Genomic DNA, 22,627 nt, shown 5'->3' on the forward strand with positions numbered 1-22,627 from the left:
CACACCTTCCGCCGCCACCCCCCCCCACCACACTCGCCCCCCCCACACCCAAATCACACCCCCCACCCGGCCCCCCGGGGGGGGGGCCCCCCCCCTCTTTCCGGGGGGCCCCCCCCGCCGCCGTGTGTGCCCAACGGTCGCAGGACCGATCAGGTGGCGCGCTCGATGTTGTCGGCGCTGGTGGACGCCGACTTGCTGGCGTCGTTGAGGGTGTCGACCCACTTCGTGAACGTTCCGCGAGCGGTCTCCCACTCCTGGCGGAACTGGTCCGACTTCGGACCCTTCCAGTAGCCGGTGCTACCGGAGGTGGAAGAGTTCAGGTTGTTGATCAGCGTCTGAAGGTCTCCGGCCTTCGTGCTGAACAGCTTCGACAGTGCCCTGAGCTGCTTGATATCTGCGCCACGATCCATGGCGGCCCTCCCCGTGTAACTGTGAACGACGGACGCTCCGTTCGCATCAACGGACGCTATCGCAACTCTAAGCGAAATGGATCCCTCTTCCGAACGCGCGTCCGTGACTATGCTGAGCCCGTAGGGACCAGAGTGGCGGCCCAGCACCGCCCTGACCGGGTGCCGGTGACCGACGGAACCAGGACGGTGACGAAGAGTTGCGTATGGGAACCATTCGGAAGATCTCGTGCTCCGTCCTCGTGGCGGCGGCGCTCTCCGGTTGCTCGGTGCTGCCCGGTTCCGGGTCGGAATCGGGGCCGAAGAAGGGTGACGAGAGCGGCCTCACGTACCAGGACGCCCTGGAAGCCATGCTCCCGGGTGTCCGGGACGCGATGAAGCCGGCGATGCCGGGGGTCGAGCCTCAGGAGGGCTTGCGGAGCAACGCCGACTGCGGAGGCCCGGACCTTCTCGACGGCAAGGACGCCAGCAAGGTGAAGTCCACCTTCGATGTCGACCTGACCGGAGTGGCCCCGGACGGACGTTCGCCGGAGGAGCTGGCGAGTGGAGTGGTGAGCCGTCTCGTGAGTCAGGGAGAGTGGAAGGCGGGTCAGCGGCAGGACACCACGCCTGTCAGCAAGCCGGACGGAGTGATCAAGTACGTGGACAAGCCCGGCGCCGGCAGCGTCATGGTCATCGCGTACCCGTTCAAGACGACATCGGGTGCGGTCATCCCGAAGCTCTCCGCCGTTATCGTGACGGACTGCCTCCGGAACCCGAAGTACATGAAGGAGTGAGCAGGTCAGTTGGGCTGGTTCGGGGAAGTCTTGTCCTTCCGGCTACCGGCCTCCTTCTCCAAGTCGGTGGCCATCGTTCCCAGGCGTGTCTTTCGCGTGGCGAGTTCCCCGCGAACGTGGGTCGCGGTGGGGCCCTGCCATTGCTCGCCCGGCTTCGCGTTGCGGTCCGCGGCGATCTCGATGGGCTCGTCGAGCAAGACCCTGATGTCGGCGGCCAACTTCCGCAAATCGGCTGCTTCGTTCGCCCCCATGGCAAATCGCCCCGCATCTCCGCCTAGTTGATCGCTTCGCTGGTCATCCAATCGCCCGCAGCAGTACGATACGCCGCCATGGCCATGGTTTTTGCTGATCCCGAGATGCTCGACCGACTGGCGAAATCGCTGGACAGCAAGGCCGGCGCGATTCCCCAGCTGAAGAGCAGGGCATCCGCACTCGATGCGGGCGGACACGTAGCCGGTCTGCTCGCGATCGCCTCCTGGCTGGGGGACACGGCCAAAGACCTGCGGCGCCGCGCGAACATCCTGCGGTCCCCCTCCGAATCGCCCTTCGACACTCTCGCGGCGTTCGGGCTGCCCCCGGGCGTGGCCGGTGATCCGGAGGCGGGCAAGAAGCTCCAGACCGATCTGAAGGTACTTCTCGACGAGCAGAAGAACGGCACTCCGCAGCAGCGTGCCCAGGCGGTCAAGGACTACTTCGCCAAACTCTCTCCCGCACAGCAGGCGGCGCTCGCGGCCACGGATCCGTTGCTTGTCGGGAACTTGGACGGTGTCCCGGTCAATGTCCGCTTTGCGGCCAACCGGCTGACGATTCAGTCGGAGTACACCAAGGAAGCCGCGTACCTGGCGACGCTCAAGCCTACGGACGCCGCGTACAAGCGCACCAAGGAGCGCGTGGACACGCTGCGGAGCTTCATGAACCCGCGCGTCAAGACCTTCCTCGACCCGAACACGGGCCAGAAGATGCAAGTCGAGGTGCCAAGGCAGTTCCTGGTCTTCGATCCTCACTTCGGCTCGACTGCCGATGCCAAGGCGACGCCCTTCCCGGATGGCCGGATCGCCGAGGTGGTGGGTGACCTGGAGAAAGCGGACAATGTCGCGTTCCGGGTTCCGGGCATCACCAACCGTCTCGACAACTTCAACGGTTTTTCGGACGGCGGGTACCAACTCGTCGCCGATGAGGACGGGGTCGAGCAGCCGGGTACGGCCGTGGTCAGCTGGCTCGGCTACGACACCCCGGAGCTCGGCGACTCCGTGGACCCGGCGAAGGCCTTCACGGGCGGGGCGGCCCTGAACGCGTTCCGCCAGGGCATATCCGTCAACCTGAAGCCGAACGCCGGGCTGGACATCTTCGCCCACAGCTACGGGACGCTGGTCACGAGCAAGGCGCTGCAGGCGGGGCTGACGAACGTCGACAACGTCACCTTCATGGGCAGTCCGGGCCTCGGCCCCAACATCAACTCCGTCGCCGACTTCAAGATGCCGAACACCAAGTTCTTCGCCATGCGCGCGCCCGGGGACTGGGTGTCGTACACGCAGGGCCACGGCAACGACCCTGCGGACTTCAAGGACATCACCCGCCTCGCGACCGACGGCGCGAGCGGTCACTCGCAGTACTACAGCTCGAAGACCGGGTCGCTGGCCAACATGCACCGGATCTTCTTCGGCGGCGACGCCAAGTCCCTGACCTTCACGCACACCTCCCTCGACGACGAGCAGGTCGGCGCGGCCGAGGCGCGCGAGATGGTCGGCTTCCTCCACGGGAAGATCCCGCCGGACGTCGTGGTGAAGATGGGCGGCGACCTCGACGCGGCGGTGCAGGCCCACTTCGCGGGACGCATGGGGGTGAAGGAACTCCTGGTCGAGGTCCACTCCGTGCTGGGCAAGCACAACATGTGGGACCGCGTGCCGCCGGACGAGCTGTTCGGCAAGATCAACGACCTCGCCGGCAACCTCGCGTACAAGCAGGCGTACCAGGCGGCGAAGGACAAGGGTGTCCCGGACCTCGTCGCCGCCGCGGCGGGCAAGGCGGCGGAGATCGCCTCGGAGCACCTGCTGTACGTGACCACGTGGCCGGTGGTCAAGCTTCTGGAGGTCGACCGGATCGCGAACAACGTCAAGCAGTTCGGCGACATCGTCGACCAGGGGGCCGAGGAGATCGGCGGGCACGTCAAGGAAATGGGTACGGAGCTCGGCAAGGACGGCGCCCAGATCTACAACGACACCAAGGACCTGACGGGAGGGCTCTTCAAGGACGGCGGGAACGTGGTCCTGGAGCTCGGCGACACCTTCGTGCGGCCCTGGAAAGCGGGCGAGAACGCCGGGGACATCTGGAAGATCGCGGACGGCGCGCAGGACAAGATCTTCGACAAGGTGCCCGACATAGCCGGGGGCTTGAACGACGCCAAGAACACGTTCGTGGACAAGAGCGGTGATATCGCCCGCTCCGCGGCCGAGACGGGCGGCAAGGCGGTCGACAAGGGCAAGGACATCGGGAAGAGCGTGGTCAAGTTCGTCTTTGGCTAGGCTCACGGCGGGGGTGTGCGGGGAATCGGGAAGGACTGGTGGGACAGGGCATGGGACAGCACAACGGGCAGGGCAAGAGGGACCGGAACCGCCTGGTGAAGGAGGCCGGGGCGGTGCTCACTGCGGTCCTCGCGGACGCCACGCTGATGAACCTGCCCTCGCCCGTGTCGCCGGAGGCCGTCTCGGTCACCGCCTTCGACGAGTCCGAGACCCGGTCGTTCGAGGACCTGACCGCCGCCCTCGTAGCGGCGCTGGGTGAGGCCGGCTGGACGATCCAGGAGGCCGAGACCGACTCCTCCGCCCCCTCGGCCCCCTCCGCCGACTCCGCGCTGTACGCAGTCCTGCCCGGCCTGGGCAGTGGCTCCTTCGCAGTCCAGCCTCCCGCGATCTCCTTCGCCGGTCTGCTGGAGGGCGACGCGTGACCGGCGTGCCCGAGCCGAGCCGGGAGACCGTCCCGGAGGCCGTCCTGTCCGCCGAGATCCGGGCCGCGATCAGGGCGGCCGCACCCGGGGCCGTGTACCCGGACGACGAGTTCGACGCCGACTCCGCCCGCATCGCGGGCTGGGACCCGCAGGAGACGGCGTCCAACGCCTCACTGCTGCGCGCGAGTACGGAGTACCTGGCGGAACACGGCTGGCGCGTGGCTCCCGAGGCGACGGACAGCGACGACCGGTCCGCCAGGGTCTCCAAGGCGGGCGTGGGGCGGGGCCGCCTGTACGCCTCCGGCCGCGGGCTGACCTTTACCGGAAGCGTCACTCCGCTTCGCTGACGCGATGTGGAGGCCCCTTGGTCACTTTGGCTCAACCGCCCGTATATGCTGCGCAGTTTGTAGGACTGTACGCATGTTCGCACGGGGGAGTTAGCGATGCGGAAGGCCAACCCGAAGGACCTGGAGCAGCTCGCGAAGCTGCTGGACGGCAGGGGCGGATCGCAGGACAAGATCGCCGAGGCGTTCACGCGCGCGGCGTCGCTCGGCGTCACGGCGAAGCTCGGCCCTCTGAGGCCGATCCAGACCTGGACGGGAGAAACGGCGCCGGACCTGCGCAAGCGCGCCGGCATCATGCGCGCGGAGGACGGGGACCCGACGGGCGGCTTCCTGTGGGCCGGCTTCTCGGCCGAGGACGCGGCGCTGCTGGCGCTCAACCCCCAGCTGGCGATCCTGGCGGGCGCGGCCTCCCTGGCCGACGACGGCAAGTTCGACTGGGTGAAGCGCCAGAAGGGCGAGACGTACACCGACTGGCAGAACCGGATGAAGAGCGACGCCGTTGCCAAGATCACCGGTGACAAGAACATGGGCGAGGTCGTCGCCGATTACTACGACTTGGTCGAATTCATCTCGACAGCTCCCACCGCTCTGTTCAAGGGCGGCAAGGCGCTGTGGGACCTCAAGAAGTACTGGGGGCCGGATGGCAAGGCGCTGAAGGCGCCGGGCACCTTCCTTGCGCAGATGCTGCGCGGCCAAGGGTCGACCTTCACCCATGGAATGGCCCGTTACGGCGGACGGGTCGGCCGGATGATGCCACCTCCCCTGCTCAACTTCCTGGCGGGCAACAACGCGTACGCCGCTCTCCACGGTGGCAAATTGTGGGCCTGGGAAGCGAATCTCCTCAAGGTTGCAGGACCGGCGGCGCGCCTGCAGGGGGCGATGGGCGGCGGGGGCTTCTCGCGATTCGCCGCAGGCGCAGGAGCCACTCTGAAGACCGCTGGATGGATTCGAGGCGCCGGCGTTGTGGGCAGCGTCGTCGCCACGGGTGTGGGTGCCTTCGAGCTGTATCAGAAGGGCAACCCGGTCGAGGCCTTCAAGAAGGACAAGGTCGGATACGCGAAGGACGTCTCGGGCGTGCTCTTCAACGCGTCACTGACGGCCGCGATGATTGCACCCAACCCGTGGACGATCGGTGCGGTCGCGGTTACCGGACTCGTCTACGGAGGGCTCGCGATATGGGACAACTGGGATAAGGTCAAGCAGTGGCCGGGCAAGGTGGCGGACGCTGCGGGCAAGGCGGGTGAGGTGATCTCGAAGGGTGCGGGAAAGCTGGCCGATGGCGCCAAGAACCTGGTGAGCAAATACAACCCATTTGACTGAGGGTTGCCGAATGAACACCATGCGCATCGGGCTCGCATACGTGGACCACAACAACACGCACCACCCCGCCGTGCTCACTCACTCGTGGTCCGGTTCGGTGTCGGGACTTGGTCCCATTTCGTTGGCGTTTCCGGTCAACCGGGATATGGGGGGATTCTCCGGTCATACCACGGTCTCCGGAGTCGGGCTGCCGCACGTCTTGTTCAGCGGAGTGCCGTTTCGCGGATACCCGCGGATGGCCGGCATTGAGCTCAGCGTCGACGGCCGCCCGGCACGGGTCTCGCGTCGGCATCTGGGGCTGACGAAACGGGGGCGCGCGCTGCGCATCAGGATCGACGGACGGGACTACCGCTACCAGGTGCTCGGGAGCAAGCGGCAGCATGAGCTGAGCCGGGCCGGCGCCGCCGTCAGGATGTCCCGTTCGGACTGGAGACTGCCCAGCACCATTTCCGGTACCGCCCAGGGGCAGGCCGACGGGCTCGATGTCGCCTTGGCCGTCGTGCTGGAGGGCGTCTACACGCGCAACCTGTCCTTCTCGGGTGCGGTCTACTCCTGGCCCGGGCGCTTCTTCAGCAGGTTCGACGCGATGTGACGTCGATCATCCCGGGCCGTAGCCTCCCGTGCTCCCATCGGAGTCGCCAGGAGACCGGGCAGTAAACTCGATCCATTCGACTAAGGGGGCGCCGAATGCACCACATTCCATTCGAACTTACCTACCGAGGGCCGGCCGAGGGATACATCGAACGCGTCACGACTCACGCATGGTCGGGAGATGTGCCCGGATTCGGGCAGATCGAAATGAAGTTTCCGATCAAGATTATCGACAGGAACCAGAGCGTCCTGCTCTCCGCAGCCTGGGGAGAGCAGTTCCCCTCCGTCACCTTCGCCGGAGTCGGCTTCCGCTACTACCTGCGGATGGCCATGATGAAGTTGACCGTCAACGACGAGTGGGAAGCGGTGTTCAAGCGGCGGCGCCTGGCCGTGACGCGGCGGGGGCGCGCCCTGCGCATCAACATTTGTGGGCGTGACTACCGCTACCAGGTGCTTGCAAGCAAGCGTGAGCACGCGCTCACGCGTGACGGCGCCACCGTCACCACGACCCGTTCGGAGTGGAGACACCCCCGGACGATCTCCGGCGTGGCACAGGGGGACATCGACAACGTCGACATCGCCCTGGCGGTCGCCTTGCAGAGCATGTACACCCGCAACCTCACTTTCGCCGGCGCTTTGTATTCCCTTCCCGGCCGAATGCTGAGCCGGGCAGATCTGCCGGACATCTGAGCACCGAACCGACTTAGTCCCAAAGGAATATGACATGCCCTCGATTGACGCAGCCCGACGTCGACTGCGCCTCGCCGATTCCCACATCAGCGTGCTCGGCCTCCTCGTGGAAGAGGAATCAGTGCCAGGCGAGCTCGACACAGCGCTGACCGAACTCCGTTCGGCCGGAATCGTCGGAGACGACGGATCCATCACCGGCGAGCTCTACCCGCTGGTCGCCACGCTGATGGAGCCGCGCGTCATCGTCAGTACGGAGATAACCGGTCCCCAGGGCGTCCTGGAGAGTGGCGCGGTGATCGGCAACGACTTCGTCTTCGTGCACGAGGGCTGGCCCGGCGAGTCCGAGTCCGAGTACCTCCCGGTGGAGGCACCCCTGCTCGTCCCGGCCCTCGCCCGGAGCGTCGACCTGCACGAGGACGTCCTGAACGGCCTGGACTTCACCGAGGTGATCACCTCGACCACCGGTGAACTCGACGCGCTGATGGTGCGCATGGAGTCCGGCCGGGGGAGCGTGGAGACCGAGGAAGTCGTACGGGAGACGGGCGCCCCGGCGCGGCTGGTCGAGGTGCTCGCGCAGCTCAACTGCATGTGGCGGATGACGGTGGTGTGGAAGAACGCCCACGTCGAGAACCCCGAGCCGACCTTCACGGGTCTGGCGGTCTGGGACTGCGGGATGGAGGGCTACTGGGTCCGAGAGCTGCCCGTGGAGCCCGTACGCGAGGGGGACGTCACCCTGGAGAGCCCGCTGCGGGTCCGCCGCACCAACGCCAAGGAGCTGTGGCAGGCGATCGCCGACCTCCTCCCGGAGGGCTCGGAACTCGGCTGACCCTCGTGAGGGCGCAGTGCGTGGCCGCCGCCCGCCAGGTTTCCCCGGCGGGCGGCGGCCCCGCACTGTTCACGGTCCTGTCCGGCCTGGGCAGTGGCTCTTTCGGCTCGACTGAGGGGCGCCGGATGCACAGCATCCCATTTGAACTTTCCTACGCGGGCGCCACCGAGGGGCTCGTCTACAAGGCATCCACCCATGCATGGTCAGGATCCGTGCAGGGATTCGGACCCATCGAGCTGAAGTTTCCGCTGGAGCGGGTCGACCGTCACGCCAACCTGCTCGTCGGAGCGGCCTGGGGCGAGAATTTTCCGACGGTCACCTTCATCGCCATAGGCTTCCGCAACTACCTGCGGATGGCCGAGATGCAGTTGAACGTGAATGAGTGGCCGGCGCTGTTCAAACGACGGCGCCTGGCCTTGACGAGGCGCGGACGCGCACTGCGCATCAACGTCTGTGGGCGCGACTACCGTTACCAGGCGCTGGCCGGTAAGCGTCAGCACGTACTCCTGCGTGACGGAGCCAGCGTTACCACGAACCGTTCCCAGTGGAGACACCCTCGGACGATCTCCGGCGTCGCGGAGGGGGACATCGACAATGTCGACGTCGGTCTCGCGATTGCGCTGCAGAGCATGTACACCCGCAATCTCACTTTCGGCGGCGCCTTGTACTCCCTGCCAGGGCGCATGCTGAGCCGAGCTGACTTGCCGGACTTCTGAGCACCCAGCTCGTCCCGTCCCTTGCCCGGAATCTTCTTGGTGCAGGCGTGAAAAAGCCCGTCGGGATGGTTCCCGGCGGGCTTTGTTCGGGTTGCTTCTCGCGCTTGTGCGGTCAGCGGGTGACGGCCTGGATCTCCTGGACCGTCACGTTCTGGGGCTCGCCTTCGAAGGTGCCCGGGGGAAGCTGGGTGGGGGCCGCGTTGTTGGTACTCGTCCAGGAGACCGCCCAGGTGACGGTGGCCTGGAGCGGGTACGTGCCGCTGCCGGAGGAGCGCAGGTAGGTCACTCCACACGGAGGGGTCTGGCTCTCCGAACCCGCTGCGAACGGGGCTCCGATACTGCCGTCGTTGATCGTGCACTCACCCGAGCCGGGGTGGAGCGTGGCGTCCTGGGTGCCGGGCTTCAGCCGCATCGACTGCGGGGTCGCGGTGACGGTGGCCGAGAGAGTGGTACCACCCGCGTCGAGTGTGGCGGTGACACTGACCGGCTTGAAGACGCCCTTGTCGAGCCACGCCCACGTGGGCAGGTTGACCTTGGTGTTGGCAGCGGGAGCCAGCGAAACCTCGGAGTCCGGGATCGAGATCCGGCTGTAGGCGGCCTCCGCGAGGATCTGCGGTGTGATGGCCTGACGGAAGGGGGGAGGGGTGCCATTCGGCACCCACTCGGGCAGATCACTACAGGCAGAGGCTGCAGGATCGTTCCTGCGGGCAGGGTCGTAGGCGGCGACCCAGAAGGCTCCTTGGCCGGCCTTGTCGAGGTTGTAGTTCTTGTACTTGCCGTTCTTGTAGATGTCCCGGTACTGCCCCACGGCGGTCTTCGCGTAGCTGTGCTGGCCGGGATAGTTGACGGTGTCGTTGTAGAAGGCCTCGACGGCCGCCTGGAATTCGGCGGGAGAGCGGGGCTCGTACCAGCACGCAGGGGGCGTCCAGTTGTTGGCGGCGACGAAACCCTTGCCCTTGTTGCCCCCTGATCCGTTGGTGGACCCGCTGAAACTGACCTTGGATTCCAGGGCCTGGCCCTGCCGCGTGCCGGTGGTCTGACCTCCCTGAGAGTCCGTCGGTGGCCAGTCTGCCGCTGCGGTTCCCGGCAGGAGTGCAATCGCGGTGGCTACGGTTCCAGTGGCCAGCCAGTTCCGCCAAGGTCGTCTTACGGCGTGCATTTCTTGTCCCCCCTCTGCGAGACGAGCTGCGTCGTTTGCCATACACCCTGCGGGTTCTTGTCCACCCTGATCCTGTACGTGACGTATGAGTTGTCGGTAACGGGAGTGGTGAGAACCTTGCCGGTCTTTCGCTCCTTGGCGAACGCCTTGCCTTCATCCGAGCAGTAGCCGACGCCTGCGGAGGTTTCGTTGAACATCTCGATCTGCGGGTTGAAATAGCGCGCAGACCCTGTCGGCGTCAGCCCGTCGTTCTTGAGCTTCGCGATCCATGTCGAGGCGCCGAGGAGCGCCTCACCCTTGTAGTAGAAGGGGATGGCGGCAGACTCGGCCTCATCGCTTGCGATCGCGGCGTCGGTGGCGTTGATCCGCTGGCTGATGTCCGAGAGGAGGGCGTCCTTCACGGGATCCCCCGTGGTCCAGCCCTCGAACTCGTTCTTGAAGTCCGCCGGCAGCGTGATCTTCGGTCGGCCCGCCGTGTCGGACGGGCTCGCGCTCGCCGACGCCGGCGCCGACGGCGTCGCGCTCTGTTCCGAGCCCGCGATCTTGTCGTTGGTCTTGCCGCCACCCCCGCCGCATGCGGACAGGAACAGGGCGGCAGTTGCCGCAGCGGCGACTGCAACGGGCAAAGTGCGGCGGTTCACTGGGCGGCTCCTGTTGGGGCGAGGGTCATCCGAAGCGTTCAGACGCTACCCGCGCGGAGAATGGTTTCGCCAGGGCGAATGTGACTGGATCCCGACGGGATCGGCGCCGCGCCGCCGGGCGAGGAGGATTGCGGCGAACGTAGCGACTGCGACGCACCCGCACACCGCCGCGGCGATGAAGGGCCCATGCGGCCAGGCGGGCGCCTGGTAGCCGGGCTCGTAAGGAGTCTTCGCGCATTCGGTGGTGGCGTCGCATGCGAAGTGCTTGCCCGTGGTGAGGAGTAGGCCGGCGGTCACGCCGACACCCGTGAGGGCGAGGGCGGCGAGCAGCAGTGCCGCCGGTGCGGCGTACCAGGCTCCGTGGGGCCGGGTGCGCGGCCGGGGTGGGCCGGTCGACGGGGTGTGCATCGCGAGCTCCTCCGGCTGTGGGGTGGTCGTGGCCCCATCCTCCCCACTTGGAGGGGGCGTCGTCTGAGTACGCGTACTCATTTATGGGCCGCCGCGCCCCACAGAGGCGAACTCGCCTTGAGGTGCTTATGTGCTACTGCTACCGTGCGATCATCTTGCTTTTCTATAGTCCGGTCAGCTCATCAACAGGCAATGTTCTGTTCATGGATGACCGGTTTTGTCTGTCGCGGGTGCACGGGGGAGCGTTGGAGTGAAGGTCCAGGAACGTGCGGGCTCGCCGAACCACAGGGGTTCCGGGTCCGCCCAGGGCGTTGGTGAGCGGCTGCCCTCCTCGGGGCGGGAGCGCAAGCCCGCGCTCGCCGCGTTGGCGGTGCTGCTCATCCTCATCGGCGCCCTCGGCGCCACCGTGCTCGTCCTGCGGGCCGGTGATCGCATCGAGGTCGTCCGGATCTCGGCGGACATCCCCGCGGGCAAGTCCGTCACCAACGGCAACATGACGCCCGTGATGGTGGCGGACGACCCCGCCGTCCACTACGTCCGCTGGGAGCAGCGGGAATCGCTGAAGCAGCTCCAGGCGAAGAACACGTTGGTCAAGGGCACCATCGCGATCGGCGAGATGTTCTCGGAGGGCAAGGGCCTGCCGGACGGCAAGGCTTACGTCGGCCTGTCCCTCAAGGAGGGCCAGTACCCCACCGGGCTCAAGGTCGGCGACCACGTCTCCGCCTACCGCGTGACCGCGGACTCGGCCGCCGCCAAGCCCGGGAGCACCGGCTCGCCCGGCGCCGGCGAGGCCAACACGCTGCTCGTGAAGGACGCCAAGGTCAACGACGTCGTCGTCAGCAGCGACGAGACCATCGGCAGCGGCAACCTGCCCGTCACCGTCATGGTCAGTGCCAACGAGATCGCGCCACTGACCCAGGCGGCCGCGGCCGGACAGGTCGCCCTGGTGCTGATCCCGTCGGCCGCCAACTGATTCACGGGCGCACAGGAAGCAGAAGAAATGGCGCTCATCGCACTCGCCGCCGACAAGGGGTCACCTGGCGTGACCACCACGGCCGTTGCGCTCGCGGCCGTCTGGCCGCGTCGCGCGCTGCTCGCGGAGGCGGACCCCGCGGGCGGGGACCTCGTATACCGCAGCTCGGCCGCCCACGGCGGACCGCTCAACCCCAACTCCGGCATGCTGTCGATCGCCGCGACCGCGCGTCGCGGCCTCGCCCCCGACCAGCTCTGGGACCACGCCCAGACGATGTCCGGCGGCCTCGACGTCCTCGTCGGCCTCGGTTCCGCCGAGCAGTCCGCGGGCCTCGTCGGCCAGTGGCCGCTGCTCGGCCGGGCGTTCGCCACGCTCGCGGAGTCCCCGCACGCACCCGCCGACGTCATCGCCGACTGCGGACGCGTCAGCGGCGACGGCCCCGCGCTGGAGCTGTTCGCCCACGCGAGCCTGGTGCTGCTGGTGGCCCGGACGCAGCCCGAGAGCATCGCCCGGGTGCGGGACAGGGCCCTCGCCCTTTCCGCCCGGCTGCAGGGCTCGCAGCGTGGCGCCGCACAGTTGACCGGCCCGCAGCTGGGGGTGCTGCTGGTGGCCGACCCCAAGGACTCGTCGAAGGTGTCCAACCAGGTCAACGACATGCTGGTCGCCTCCCGTTCGGGTGTCCGCGTCATGGGCACCCTCGCGTACGACCTCCAGGGTGCGGAGCAGTTGGCAGGGCGCCGGCGAGGCCGGCTGGACAAGTCCCTGCTGATCCGGTCCGCCCGTCAGATCTCCTTCGATCTGAACCAGCAGTACGGGGCCGCGTGGGCCGTTCCCACTGGCCCCGGTGGCTACGGCGGTCCCTCCTCCGGCTCCGCCCCGGGCACGGCCCGATGAGCGCCGTGGACCACCAGCTCGTCAAGCGGTTCCGGCAGGAGGCGGGCGACCGCATCGCCGAGCAGCGCCGCGTGGACCAGCTGTCGGGGCTCATGCAGATGTCCGGCGAGGACGAGCGCCAGTACGCTCGCGCCGTCATCGCCCAGATCCTGGAGGAGTACGCCCGCGGCGAGATCAACGCGGGCCGGACCCCCTTCGACGCCGAGACCGAGGAGCAGTTCGCGGCGGCCGTCCACGCCGCGCTCTTCGGCGTCGGCCGGCTCCAGCCCCTGCTCGACGACCCCGAAGTCGAGAACATCGACATCAACGGCTGCGACCAGGTGTTCGTCGGATACGCGAACGGAAACGAGGTCCGCGGCGAGCCGGTCGCCGAGACCGACGAGGAACTCGTCGAGCTGATCCAGGTCCTCGGCGCCTACTCCGGACTCTCCTCCCGCCCCTTCGACTCGGCCAACCCCCAGCTCGACCTGCGGCTGCCCGACGGCTCCCGCCTGTCGGCCGTCATGGACGTGACCCGCAGGCCTTCGCTTTCCATCCGACGGTCCCGCATGGGCAAGGTCTTCATGTCGGACCTGGTCGGCAACGGCACGCTCACCCCCGAGCTGGGCCACTTCCTGTCCTGCGCGGTCCGGGCCCGCAAGAACATCATGATCGCGGGCGCGACCAACGCCGGAAAGACCACGCTGCTGCGCGCGCTCGCCAACGAGATCCCGCCGCACGAGCGCCTCATCACGGTGGAGCGGGCCCTGGAGCTGGGCCTCGACACCTTCTCGGAGCTGCACCCCAACGTCGTGGCCTTCGAGGAGCGACTGCCCAACTCCGAGGGCCACGGCGCCATCATGATGTCCGAGCTGGTGCGCCGTTCGCTGCGTATGAACCCTTCCCGGGTCATCGTCGGCGAGGTGCTCGGCGACGAGATCGTCACCATGCTCAACGCGATGTCCCAGGGCAACGACGGCTCGCTCTCCACGATCCACGCCAACAGCTCCAGCGAAGTCTTCAGCCGCATCTCCACGTACGCGCTGCAGGCGGCCGAACGGCTGCCCATCGAGGCCAGCCAGATGCTGGTGGCCGGAGCCATCAACTTCGTGGTCTTCGTCCAGCGCCGCAACGCCTTCCAGAGCGGGGGCCGGCTCCGCCGTGTCGTCACCTCCGTGCGTGAGGTGAACGGCGTCGACGGCCGGGTGCTCTCCAGCGAGGTGTTCGCGGAGACCGCCGACGGCCGGGTCGTCGCGCACGCCCCGATCTCCTGCATAGACGAGCTCGTTCCCTTCGGTTACCGACCCAGCGGATCCTGGGGGTGAGGCGGACATGAACGGCATCACCTCCATGGGCGGGCTCTTCTCGCTGCCCGTCCTGTACGCGCTGGTGTGCGGCCTGGTGGTCGGCGGCGGGCTCGCCCTGCTCACCGCCGCCATCCGCGGCCTCCCGGTCAAGGCCGAACACGAGAAGGCCAGTTCCCGAGAGCGTCTCGCCGAACTGGCCCGGTTCGCCGGCCGGCGGGGCTCCCTCGCGATCGGTGCCGGCCTGGCCATCCTGCTGCTGACCCGCTGGGCGGTGGCGGGCATCGCCACCGGTGTACTCGTCTTCTTCTGGGACCGTCTCTTCGGCGGCGCCGCCGAAGAGCGGACCGCGATGCGCCGCGTCGAGGCCCTGGCGTCCTGGACCGAGTCGCTGCGCGACACCATCGCAGGGGCGGTCGGCCTGGAGCAGGCCATCCCCGCGTCCGCCCGCGCCGCGGCCCCTGCCCTGCGCCCCCACCTGGACACGCTGGTCGACCGGCTGCGGGCCCGCATGCCGTTGCCGGACGCCCTCCAGCACCTCGCCGACGAGATCGACGACGCGTCCGCCGACATCATCGTCGCCGCGCTGATCCTCAACGCCCGGCTGCGCGGCCCCGGTCTGCGCCAGGTCCTGGGCGCGCTGGCCAAGTCGGCCCGCGAAGAGGTCGACATGCGCCAGCGCGTGATGGCCCAGCGCTCCAGCACCAGGCGCAGCGTGCAGATCGTCGTCGGCGTCAGCGTGTCCTTCGTCCTCGGCCTGTCGATCTTCAACCCGGACTTCGTGTCCCCCTACAACTCGCCGGTGGGTCAGATGGTCCTGGCCTGCGTGTGCGGCCTCTTCGCCCTGGGCTTCTGGTGGCTGCGCAAGCTGTCCACGATCGAGACGCCCGAGCGCTTCCTGGTCCACGACGCCCAGCCGGTGCGCTTCGTGCAGCCCCCGTCCGAACGTGAGGAGGTCGGTCCGAGGTGAACCTCACCCTTCCCGTCGTGATCGGGGCGATCCTCGGTCTCGGCATCTACGCGCTCGTACGGGCCCTGGTGCCCTCGAAGCGCGGCGCGGTGGCGACCGTGGCCCGGATCGACGCGATGCGGGCGCGCGGCGCCCTGTACGAGTCGCCCACGCGCACGGCCCAGCAGGACGAGGACTCCGGGCGGCTCGGTGCGTTCCGGGCCGGTGTCGGCGTCCGGATCGCCGACTTCTACCGGCAGCAGGGCTGGGAACAGCGCTCCCTGCGGGCCGACCTGAACGTGCTGGAGCGCAGCTGGGAGAACTTCCTGGCGACGAAGATCCTGCTGGGTGCGGCGGGCCTGTTCTTCGGCCCGTTCCTCTTCGCGATCGTCTGGACGCTCAGCCTCGCCAGCGGACCCGTCATCCCGGTCTGGATGGCTCTGGTCTGCGGAGCCGTCTTCTTCTTCCTCCCCGACCTGGAGGTACGGCGGGACGCGGCGGACAAGCGCCGTGACCTGAGGCGCGTCATCGGCGCCTATCTCGACCTGGTCGCGATGAACCTGGCGGGCGGCCGCGGTCTGCCCGAGGCGCTCATGGCCGCTGCCGAGATCAGCGACGGCTGGGCGCTGCGACGCATCCGCAACACCCTGGCGGACGCCCGGATCACCGGCACCAGCCAGTGGCAGGCGCTCGGCACGCTCGGCGAGGAGCTGGGCGTGGAGGAGCTGAAGGACCTGGCGAGCGCGCTCGGCCTCGTCGCGGAGGACGGCGCGAAGGTACGGGACTCCCTGGCCTCCCGCGCCGAAACGATGCGGCACCGGGAGATGGCCGAGATCGAGGGCAGCGCCGGCGAGAAGTCGCAGTCGATGCTCGTGGCCCAACTCCTGCTGTGCGCCGGCTTCCTGGTCTTCCTGATCTACCCGGCGGCGATGCGCGTCTTCCAAGGCGCCTGACCCCCCCGAACCACCCCCCTTCCCCCACTCTTCGAGAGGACTTCCTCGTGAACGGCTTCCGCAACAGCCACCCGGCTGTCGATTTCCTGGTCATCTTCCTGCAGGGCCGTGTGCAGCGCGCACGCTCGGGCGAGCTGGACCGCGGCGCGTCGGCCGTCGAATGGGTCATCATCTCGGCGGTCGTCGTGGCGATCGTCGGGGTCGTCGCGGCGATCATCAACGCCGCGCTCGGCGAGGGCGCCAAGAAGGTCGGCGACTGCATCAAGGGCGCCAACCAGTCCAAGACCTGCTAGCAGCAGTCCCATCCCGTGACCGACGCCGTGATCCGCTGCGCAGCCCGGCTGCGCGGCGCCGTACGCCGCAGGACGGAGGCCGCCTCCGTCCGGGGCGACTCCGGCATGTCCGCGATCGAGTTCGTCTTCCTCACACCGCTGCTGTTCTTCATGATCTTCGCGGCGGTCCAGTTCGCCATGTACTCCTTCGCGGAGCAGGTGGCGCAGGCAGCGGCCCAGGCGGGTGCCCGCGAGGCGCGGGCGTCGGCGGACGCCAACCCGGGTGGCTGGCGGGGCAAGGCGCGTGCGACGGTGGACAGCTACATCGAGCAGCTCGGGCCGCAGCTGGTGCTCAGGCCGGTCGTGGTGACCGACCAGCCGGCGCCGGACACGGTGCGCGTAGAGATCACGGCCCACGCGCCGAGCATCGTGCCCGGGCTCGACCTGACCATCCACGCACAGTCGAGCGGGCCGGTCGAGCGTTTCGTGCAGGACGGGGGGTGACGGTCCGTTGACCATGTGGACAGAACAGTGGGCACGTGACCGCGTGGCCGGCGACCGGGGGATCTCCACCATCGAGGTGGTCATCATCGCCCCCGTCTTCTTCCTCTTCATCCTGGTCCTCGTCGCGTTCGGCCAGTTGGCGAACGGGCGCGGGGCGGTCGACGGCGCCGCGCGCGACGCGGCCCGGGCCGGTTCCATCCAGCGGGACCAGAACACCGCGATGGCCGAGGCCCGCAGGGCGGCCGAGGCCGATCTGCGCGATGTCTGCTCGGGCCCGGTGACGGTGACGAAGACCAGCGCGGGGTTCGAACCCGGCGACGTCTTCAAGGTGGAGGTCTCCTGCGAGATCCGCGGCCTCGCCATGCTCGGCCTCGACGTCCCGACCCGGATCAGCGGCAAGGCCATCTCGCCGCTCGACCCCTACCGGAGGGCGGCATGAGAAACCTCCTGGACGGGCTGCGGGCCCGCCTCGCGGCGCGCGGAGCGGCCCTGGACGACCGCGGTTCCGGCGCCGGCGCCCTGATCATCTTCAGCATCCTCTTCCTGGCCCTGGCCGCCTTCGTGGTCGACGGCGGCATGTCGATCGCCCAGCGGGAGCGGGCGGCGGACATAGCCGAGCAGGCCGCGCGGTACGCGGCGCAGGACATCGACCGTGCCGCCCTCTACGCGGGCACGGGCGGCGCCCCGATCAGGTACCAGAACTGTGGCGCCAGGGTGCGTCAATTCACCCAGAAGGCGGAGATGTCGCTCCCTGACCAGACGGCGTCCGGCTGTATCGCGGCCGACGCACAGCGGGTCCAGGTCGAGATCCAGCTCACCTACCGTCCCGTGCTGGGCCTGTACCACCGCGGACCGGTCACGGTACGCGGCAGAGCGACCGCCGAGTCCCTGACCGGATAGTCCGCCCCACCCGTCCCGCCCACCGCACCTCTCCACACAGGAAGCCGCCATGGCACGCAGAACCTCCCGTACGAGCGCCGCACCGAGACCCCGACGGACCTTCGGCGACTTCGTCAAGGCGTTCCTCGCGTTCCTGGCGCTGGCCGCCCTCGTGTTCGGCGTCCCCGTGGCGCTCGCGTCGCAGATCGGGTGGCCGTTCCCGGACGAGGTGCCGTCGCTGGACCTGCTCCAGCAGCAGATCACGGTCGACACCTTCATCTACGTGCTGTCCGTGGTCGTGTGGCTGGCCTGGGCACAGTTCACGGCGTGCGTCCTGGTCGAGGTCAAGGCCGCCGTGTCCGGCTTCGGCATGCCGACGCGCGTGCCCGCCGCGGGGGCGAGCCAGGCCCTCGCCCGGCAACTCGTCGCGGCCCTGCTCCTGGTGACCGCGGGAGCGGCGAGCTTCGCCCCCGGTCTCTCGCAGCTCGGCCAGTCCCTGGAGGACCAGCACCGCCCGGGCGTGACGGCCTCCGCCCAGCAGACCCCCGGGCAGCAGGCGCAGCAGGCGGCCCAGGACCGGGCCGCGGAGCAGGCGGAGTCCGACCGCCAGGCGGCCGAGCAGGCCAAGCAGGACGGCACGAAGTTCTACCGGATCCAGCCTCCCGAGGGCCGCCACCACGACTCGCTGTGGGAGATCTCCGAACGGCACCTGGGTGACGGCCGCCGCTACTCCGAGATCTACGAGCTCAACAAGGACCGGGTGCAGCCGGACGGCGAGAAGCTCTCGAAGGCCAGCCTGATCCGGCCCGGCTGGATCATGGAGATGCCCGCGGACGCGTACGGCGGCGACCTCGTGGAGATGCCGGACGAGGCGCCGAAGGTGTCCGAGAAGGTACGCGAGCAGATCGTGGAGTACTCCAAGAGCGGCGACCACGCGCTGGGCTCGGGCAACACGGCCGAGAAGGGCGCGGCCGCGTCCACGGGGTCCGTGGACCGCGACACCACGCAGATCGTCCTCCCCCGGGACTGGGCCACGCAGGACAGGTCCGGGGCCGCGGACAGCCACGCCGACGCCGCGAAGGGCTCCGCCGCCGGAACCGGCGACCATGCGCAGGCAGCGGACGCCGACGACTCCTCCTTCGGCCTCCCCGAGGCCCTCCTCGCGTCCCCGCTGCTGGCCGCGGGCCTGCTGGCCGCGCTCGGCCGCCGTCGCCGCACCGCCCTGTGGCAGTCCGCGATGGGCGCGGTCACCGGCCGCGCTGCCACGCCGCCGCCCGTCCCCACGGGTGAGGCCGCCAACGTGCAGGACGCACTGTTCGTCGGCGCCGACCCCGAGGCCGTACGCCGCCTCGACCGCTCCCTGCGCCGCCTGTCCGAGGCGCTCACCGCCGCTTCCCGCCCGCTGCCGACCGTGTACGCGGCCTGGCTGGTCGGCGGCGAGATCCACCTCCAGCTCGGCGACGGGGAGGACGCCCCGCCCGCGCCGTGGCAGCAGGGCCAGGACCAGACGGTCTGGCGCCTGGACGAGGCCGCCGCCGAAGCCGCCCCGGCCGGCGACACGGCGGCCCCCTACCCCGGGCTGGTCAGCCTCGGTACCGTCGACGGGAACCGGCTGCTGCTGAACCTGGAATCCGTACCGGGCGTGGTCTCGCTGACCGGCGGCCCGGAGGACCGGGCCGCGGTCATGTCCTCCATCGCCGCCGAACTCGCCACCAACGGCTGGTCGGACCGGATGGCGATCACCCTGGTCGGCTTCGGCGAGGAGCTCGGCGCGCTGGCCCCCTCCCGGCTGCGCCACCTGCCCACGATCGAGGACCTGCTGCCCGTCATGGAGGCCGAGACCCGGCAGCGGGCCGGCGCGCTGGGCGCGGCGGGCCACGACTCCATCCTCACCGGCCGCAGCGGCCACGCGCAGAACAACCGGTGGGCGCCGCACCTCGTGCTGCTCGCCGCCGAACCGACCGAGGCCCAGGCCGCCGAGCTCGCGGCACTGGGAACGGGCGCGGCCCGTCTCGGCATCGGCTACCTCATCGGTACGGCCGTGAACAACCTCCCCGGTGCGGTCTGGGAGCTGGAGGTCACCTCCGACGGCCGGCTGCTCGCCCCGGTGCTGGGCCTCGAACTCCGGGCCCAGACGTTGCCCCGGGCCCAGCACGAAGCCGTCGTACAGCTCTTCAGGGACGCCGACGGCGGGGCCGGTCACGACCCGAACCCGGACCCGGGTGCTCCGCCGTTCCTCGTGGACGTCACCGAGCAGGGCCGCCCGGCGGTCTACGCCCGGCTCATGGGCCCCTTCGAGATCATCGGCCTGGAGTCCCCGGATCCCGACCGCGCGGCCCTGATGCGCGAGGCGCTGGCGATGCTCCTGCTGCACCGCGAAGGGGTCAACCCGCGGGTGCTCGCCGCCGCGCTGTGGCCCCGCGGTGTGACCGACGACGTCCGGGACGCGCTGATCGAGCGACTGCGGGAGTGGCTCGGTTCCGATCCCGACGGCACTGCCCGGCTGCGCGCGGGAGCCGCCGGCCGGCTCACCCTGGCCCCTTCCGTCGTCTCCGATCTCGACGTGGTGCGGTCGCTGCACCACGAGGCCACTCAGGGCCGCGGCACCCGCAACGCCGGCATCCGCGAGCGTCTGCTCAGCGACGCACTGGACCTCGTACGGGGCGGCCTGCTCCCGGACCGGCCCGAGGGACGGTACGGCTGGCTCTCCCACGAGATCATCGACGCGCAGCTGCCGCTGCTCGTCACCGATGTCGCCCTGGCCCTCGCCGAGCACCGGCTGGGCAACGACCAGCCCGAGCAGGCCATCGCCGCACTCTCCAGCGCCCTGACCCTGTCGCCCGCCGACGAGAGGCTGTGGAACGAGCTCCTGCGGGCCACCCACGCCACCGGCGACACGGGGCGCCTGACGTCCCTCGCCGCCTCGCTGACCACGCGCGCCGCCGAACTCGGCGGCGGCCGGGGTCTGCCGCCGCGCACGACGGCCCTCCTCGACGAGCTGCTGCCCACCTGGCGGGACGACAGCGCGGCGGCGGGCTGACGGATGGACGTCATGGAGGCCTTCGTGGTGGCCGGCGCCGCCGGGTGGGGCGCCGCCACCGGCCTCCTCGTGCCGCGCGCCGCCTACCGGCTCTCCGTCGGCCCCGACGACCCGTGGCGTACGCGGTGCCCGGCCGGGCATCCGCTGACGGGCCCGGCCGGAGGATGGCTCGGCCGCGCGGTGTGCCCGTCCTGCGGCGTGCACACCGGGGCGTACGCACCTGCCCCGGTCCCGGTGCTCCTCGTCGTAGCGGCGTGCACGGCCCTCGCCGTGGCCGTCGGCGCCCGCCCCGAACTGCTCGTGTGGCTGGCCCTCACGCCCTTCGGCGTCCTGCTCGCCCTCGTCGACCGGGCGGTGTTCCGGCTGCCCGACGTACTGACCCTGCCGCTCGGGGCCGCGACGGCGGCGGGCCTGGGCCTGGCCGCGCTGCTCCACGGGACAGCCGGCTCATGGCCGACGGCCCTGCTCGGCGGTGTCGCCCTCGGAGCCTGCTATTTCACGCTCTTCCTCATCAACCCCCGTGGCATGGGCTTCGGTGACGTCAAGCTGGCGCTCACACTGGGCCAGGTCCTGGGCTGGTACGGCTGGCCCGTGCTCTTCGCCGGGACCTTCGCGGCCTTCCTCGCGGGCGCGGTCCACGGCCTCGGCCTGATGCTGCTGCGCCGGGCCGGCCGCAAGACCGCGATGCCCTTCGGCCCGTACATGCTCGCCGGGGCGCTGGCGGGTGTGGTCTACGGCGGGCTCGGCTGAGCCGAGCGGCCTTCGGGGGGTGTGCCCGAAACCCGCCCGAGCCCTGGCGTAGGCTGGATCGGTCCGGACCTTGACACAGACACACCGCCGAAAGGTGACGCACCGGTGACCGACCAGGCCGTTCTCCAGTCTGTCCTCGACCGCGCCGCCGCGGGGGGCCGGATCACCAAGGAAGAGGCGCTCGACCTCTACCGCCACGCGCCGCTGCACGCGCTCGGCCAGGCGGCGGACGCGGTGCGCCGCCGCCGCTACGCCGGTACCGAGCACATCGCGACGTACATCATCGAGCGCAACATCAACTACACGAACGTGTGCGTCACGGCGTGCAAGTTCTGTGCCTTCTACGCGGCTCCCAAGGACACGAAGAAGGGCTGGTCCCGCGACCTCGACGACATCCTGCGCCGCTGCGCGGAGACCGTCGAGCTCGGCGGCACGCAGATCATGTTCCAGGGCGGGCACCACCCGGAGTACGGCGTCGAGTACTACGAGCACCACTTCTCCGCCATCAAGAAGGACTTCCCGCAGCTGGTCATCCACTCCCTCGGCGCGTCCGAGGTCGAGCACATGGCCCGCATCTCGGGCGTCTCGGCGGAGGAGGCCATCCAGCGCATCCACGCCGCCGGCCTCGACTCCTTCGCGGGCGCCGGCGCCGAACTGCTGCCGGAGCGGCCGCGCAAGGCGATCGCCCCGCTCAAGGAGTCCGGCGAGCGCTGGCTGGAGATCATGGAGATCGCCCACAAGCTGGGCGTGGAGTCCACCTCCACCATGCTGATGGGCACCGGCGAGACCAACGCCGAGCGCATCGAGCACATCGCGATGATCCGGGACACGCAGGACCGCACGGGCGGCTTCCGCGCCTTCATCCCGTACACCTACCAGCCCGAGAACAACCACCTCAAGGGCCGCACCCAGGCGACGATCTTCGAGTACCTGCGCATGATCGCGATCGCGCGCCTGTTCCTCGACAACATCGCCCACATCCAGGGCTCCTGGCTGACCGTCGGCAAGGAGGCGGGCCAGCTCTCGCTGCACTACGGCGCCGACGACCTCGGCTCGATCATGCTGGAGGAGAACGTCGTCTCCTCGGCCGGTGCCAAGCACCGCTCCAACCGCCAGGAGATCATCGACCTGATCCGCAAGGCGGGCCGCACCCCGGCGCAGCGCGCGACGACCTACGAGCACCTGCTGGTGCACGACGACCCGGCGAACGACCCGGCCGACGACCGCGTCGTCTCGCACATCTCCTCCACCGCCATCGAGGGCGGCACGGCGCACCCCGAACTGAAGCTCATCTCCACGAACTGAAGC

Annotated in this window: 26 protein-coding genes; 21 read left to right on the forward strand and 5 right to left on the reverse strand. The window is 69.4% G+C overall.

What is annotated here, in order from left to right; genetic code table 11:
• Nucleotides 1–149: 149 nt before the first annotated feature.
• Nucleotides 150–410, reverse strand: a complete 261-nt coding sequence (locus ACIPYQ_RS05600) for a WXG100 family type VII secretion target (RefSeq protein ID WP_361753810.1) — start codon at nucleotides 408–410, stop codon at nucleotides 150–152.
• 203 nt (nucleotides 411–613) lie between these two features.
• Between ACIPYQ_RS05600 and ACIPYQ_RS05605 the strand changes: the two genes are divergently transcribed.
• The gene (locus ACIPYQ_RS05605; protein ID WP_401246469.1) at nucleotides 614–1,183 is read left to right on the forward strand and encodes a hypothetical protein; all 570 of its coding nucleotides are present in this window, start codon (nucleotides 614–616) and stop codon (nucleotides 1,181–1,183) included.
• Between the two features lie 5 nt (nucleotides 1,184–1,188).
• On the opposite strand, the gene ACIPYQ_RS05610 is transcribed toward ACIPYQ_RS05605, so the two are convergent.
• Nucleotides 1,189–1,434 (reverse strand): hypothetical protein, encoded by a 246-nt coding sequence (locus ACIPYQ_RS05610; RefSeq protein ID WP_401246471.1) that lies wholly within the window; start codon nucleotides 1,432–1,434, stop codon nucleotides 1,189–1,191.
• 78 nt (nucleotides 1,435–1,512) lie between these two features.
• Here ACIPYQ_RS05610 and ACIPYQ_RS05615 point away from each other — a divergent pair, with 78 nt between their 5' ends.
• From ACIPYQ_RS05615 to ACIPYQ_RS05650, 8 genes are all read left to right on the forward strand, one after another.
• The gene (locus ACIPYQ_RS05615) at nucleotides 1,513–3,705 is read left to right on the forward strand and encodes an alpha/beta hydrolase (protein ID WP_401246473.1); all 2,193 of its coding nucleotides are present in this window, start codon (nucleotides 1,513–1,515) and stop codon (nucleotides 3,703–3,705) included.
• 50 nt (nucleotides 3,706–3,755) lie between these two features.
• Nucleotides 3,756–4,127 carry a hypothetical protein gene (locus ACIPYQ_RS05620; protein ID WP_401246476.1) on the forward strand — a complete coding sequence of 124 codons (372 nt, stop codon included), beginning with the start codon at nucleotides 3,756–3,758 and terminating at the stop codon, nucleotides 4,125–4,127.
• A complete protein-coding gene (locus ACIPYQ_RS05625; RefSeq protein ID WP_401246478.1) occupies nucleotides 4,124–4,474 on the forward strand; it encodes a hypothetical protein in 351 nt (116 codons plus the stop codon). Before ACIPYQ_RS05620 ends, ACIPYQ_RS05625 begins: the two co-directional genes overlap by 4 nt.
• A gap of 96 nt (nucleotides 4,475–4,570) precedes the next feature.
• Nucleotides 4,571–5,791, forward strand: a complete 1,221-nt coding sequence (locus tag ACIPYQ_RS05630; RefSeq protein ID WP_401246480.1) for a mucin-2 — start codon at nucleotides 4,571–4,573, stop codon at nucleotides 5,789–5,791.
• Nucleotides 5,792–5,801: 10 nt separating this feature from the next.
• Nucleotides 5,802–6,383, forward strand: coding sequence for a hypothetical protein (locus tag ACIPYQ_RS05635; RefSeq protein WP_401246483.1), 582 nt, complete (start codon nucleotides 5,802–5,804; stop codon nucleotides 6,381–6,383).
• 95 nt (nucleotides 6,384–6,478) lie between these two features.
• On the forward strand, nucleotides 6,479–7,072 hold the full coding sequence (locus ACIPYQ_RS05640) for a hypothetical protein (protein ID WP_401246486.1): 594 nt from the start codon (nucleotides 6,479–6,481) through the stop codon (nucleotides 7,070–7,072).
• Between the two features lie 34 nt (nucleotides 7,073–7,106).
• Nucleotides 7,107–7,898 (forward strand): hypothetical protein, encoded by a 792-nt coding sequence (locus ACIPYQ_RS05645; protein WP_401246489.1) that lies wholly within the window; start codon nucleotides 7,107–7,109, stop codon nucleotides 7,896–7,898.
• 20 nt (nucleotides 7,899–7,918) lie between these two features.
• Nucleotides 7,919–8,614 (forward strand): hypothetical protein, encoded by a 696-nt coding sequence (locus ACIPYQ_RS05650; RefSeq protein WP_401246492.1) that lies wholly within the window; start codon nucleotides 7,919–7,921, stop codon nucleotides 8,612–8,614.
• 112 nt (nucleotides 8,615–8,726) lie between these two features.
• Here ACIPYQ_RS05650 and ACIPYQ_RS05655 read toward each other — a convergent pair whose 3' ends face one another.
• The 3 genes from ACIPYQ_RS05655 to ACIPYQ_RS05665 are packed head-to-tail and all read right to left on the reverse strand — an operon-like array spanning nucleotide 8,727 to nucleotide 10,822.
• Nucleotides 8,727–9,773 carry a hypothetical protein gene (locus tag ACIPYQ_RS05655; protein ID WP_401246495.1) on the reverse strand — a complete coding sequence of 349 codons (1,047 nt, stop codon included), beginning with the start codon at nucleotides 9,771–9,773 and terminating at the stop codon, nucleotides 8,727–8,729.
• A complete protein-coding gene (locus ACIPYQ_RS05660; RefSeq protein WP_401246498.1) occupies nucleotides 9,761–10,414 on the reverse strand; it encodes a hypothetical protein in 654 nt (217 codons plus the stop codon). The genes ACIPYQ_RS05655 and ACIPYQ_RS05660 overlap by 13 nt, the downstream gene beginning before the upstream one ends.
• Before the next feature lie 45 nt (nucleotides 10,415–10,459).
• A complete protein-coding gene (locus ACIPYQ_RS05665) occupies nucleotides 10,460–10,822 on the reverse strand; it encodes a hypothetical protein (RefSeq protein WP_401246501.1) in 363 nt (120 codons plus the stop codon).
• Between the two features lie 250 nt (nucleotides 10,823–11,072).
• Between ACIPYQ_RS05665 and ACIPYQ_RS05670 the strand changes: the two genes are divergently transcribed.
• The 12 genes from ACIPYQ_RS05670 to mqnC all read left to right on the forward strand — a co-directional run bounded on the left by ACIPYQ_RS05670 (nucleotide 11,073) and on the right by mqnC (nucleotide 22,624).
• Complete coding sequence (locus ACIPYQ_RS05670) at nucleotides 11,073–11,795, forward strand: hypothetical protein (RefSeq protein WP_401246503.1); 723 nt, start codon at nucleotides 11,073–11,075, stop codon at nucleotides 11,793–11,795.
• A gap of 27 nt (nucleotides 11,796–11,822) precedes the next feature.
• Nucleotides 11,823–12,689 (forward strand): hypothetical protein, encoded by an 867-nt coding sequence (locus ACIPYQ_RS05675; RefSeq protein ID WP_401246505.1) that lies wholly within the window; start codon nucleotides 11,823–11,825, stop codon nucleotides 12,687–12,689.
• Complete coding sequence (locus ACIPYQ_RS05680; protein WP_401246508.1) at nucleotides 12,686–13,993, forward strand: CpaF family protein; 1,308 nt, start codon at nucleotides 12,686–12,688, stop codon at nucleotides 13,991–13,993. The genes ACIPYQ_RS05675 and ACIPYQ_RS05680 overlap by 4 nt, the downstream gene beginning before the upstream one ends.
• Nucleotides 13,994–14,000: 7 nt before the next feature.
• The gene (locus ACIPYQ_RS05685; RefSeq protein WP_361753776.1) at nucleotides 14,001–14,942 is read left to right on the forward strand and encodes a type II secretion system F family protein; all 942 of its coding nucleotides are present in this window, start codon (nucleotides 14,001–14,003) and stop codon (nucleotides 14,940–14,942) included.
• Nucleotides 14,939–15,874: a type II secretion system F family protein gene (locus ACIPYQ_RS05690; protein WP_361753774.1), complete on the forward strand. Its 936-nt coding sequence runs from the start codon at nucleotides 14,939–14,941 to the stop codon at nucleotides 15,872–15,874. The genes ACIPYQ_RS05685 and ACIPYQ_RS05690 overlap by 4 nt, the downstream gene beginning before the upstream one ends.
• A gap of 47 nt (nucleotides 15,875–15,921) precedes the next feature.
• The gene (locus ACIPYQ_RS05695; RefSeq protein WP_361753772.1) at nucleotides 15,922–16,167 is read left to right on the forward strand and encodes a hypothetical protein; all 246 of its coding nucleotides are present in this window, start codon (nucleotides 15,922–15,924) and stop codon (nucleotides 16,165–16,167) included.
• A gap of 105 nt (nucleotides 16,168–16,272) precedes the next feature.
• Nucleotides 16,273–16,650 (forward strand): TadE family protein, encoded by a 378-nt coding sequence (locus ACIPYQ_RS05700; protein ID WP_401247657.1) that lies wholly within the window; start codon nucleotides 16,273–16,275, stop codon nucleotides 16,648–16,650.
• Between the two features lie 13 nt (nucleotides 16,651–16,663).
• Entirely contained in the window at nucleotides 16,664–17,089 is a 426-nt protein-coding gene (locus ACIPYQ_RS05705) for a TadE/TadG family type IV pilus assembly protein (RefSeq protein WP_401246513.1), read from the forward strand.
• On the forward strand, nucleotides 17,086–17,550 hold the full coding sequence (locus ACIPYQ_RS05710) for a Tad domain-containing protein (RefSeq protein WP_361753768.1): 465 nt from the start codon (nucleotides 17,086–17,088) through the stop codon (nucleotides 17,548–17,550). The genes ACIPYQ_RS05705 and ACIPYQ_RS05710 overlap by 4 nt, the downstream gene beginning before the upstream one ends.
• Nucleotides 17,551–17,599: 49 nt before the next feature.
• Nucleotides 17,600–20,569: a BTAD domain-containing putative transcriptional regulator gene (locus ACIPYQ_RS05715; RefSeq protein ID WP_401246516.1), complete on the forward strand. Its 2,970-nt coding sequence runs from the start codon at nucleotides 17,600–17,602 to the stop codon at nucleotides 20,567–20,569.
• 12 nt (nucleotides 20,570–20,581) lie between these two features.
• The gene (locus ACIPYQ_RS05720; RefSeq protein WP_401246519.1) at nucleotides 20,582–21,319 is read left to right on the forward strand and encodes a prepilin peptidase; all 738 of its coding nucleotides are present in this window, start codon (nucleotides 20,582–20,584) and stop codon (nucleotides 21,317–21,319) included.
• Nucleotides 21,320–21,424: 105 nt separating this feature from the next.
• Complete coding sequence (gene mqnC, locus ACIPYQ_RS05725) at nucleotides 21,425–22,624, forward strand: cyclic dehypoxanthinyl futalosine synthase (RefSeq protein WP_401246522.1); 1,200 nt, start codon at nucleotides 21,425–21,427, stop codon at nucleotides 22,622–22,624.
• Nucleotides 22,625–22,627: the final 3 nt, after the last annotated feature.

This window comes from Streptomyces sp. NPDC090045, assembly GCF_044747975.1.
Classification (GTDB): domain Bacteria; phylum Actinomycetota; class Actinomycetes; order Streptomycetales; family Streptomycetaceae; genus Streptomyces.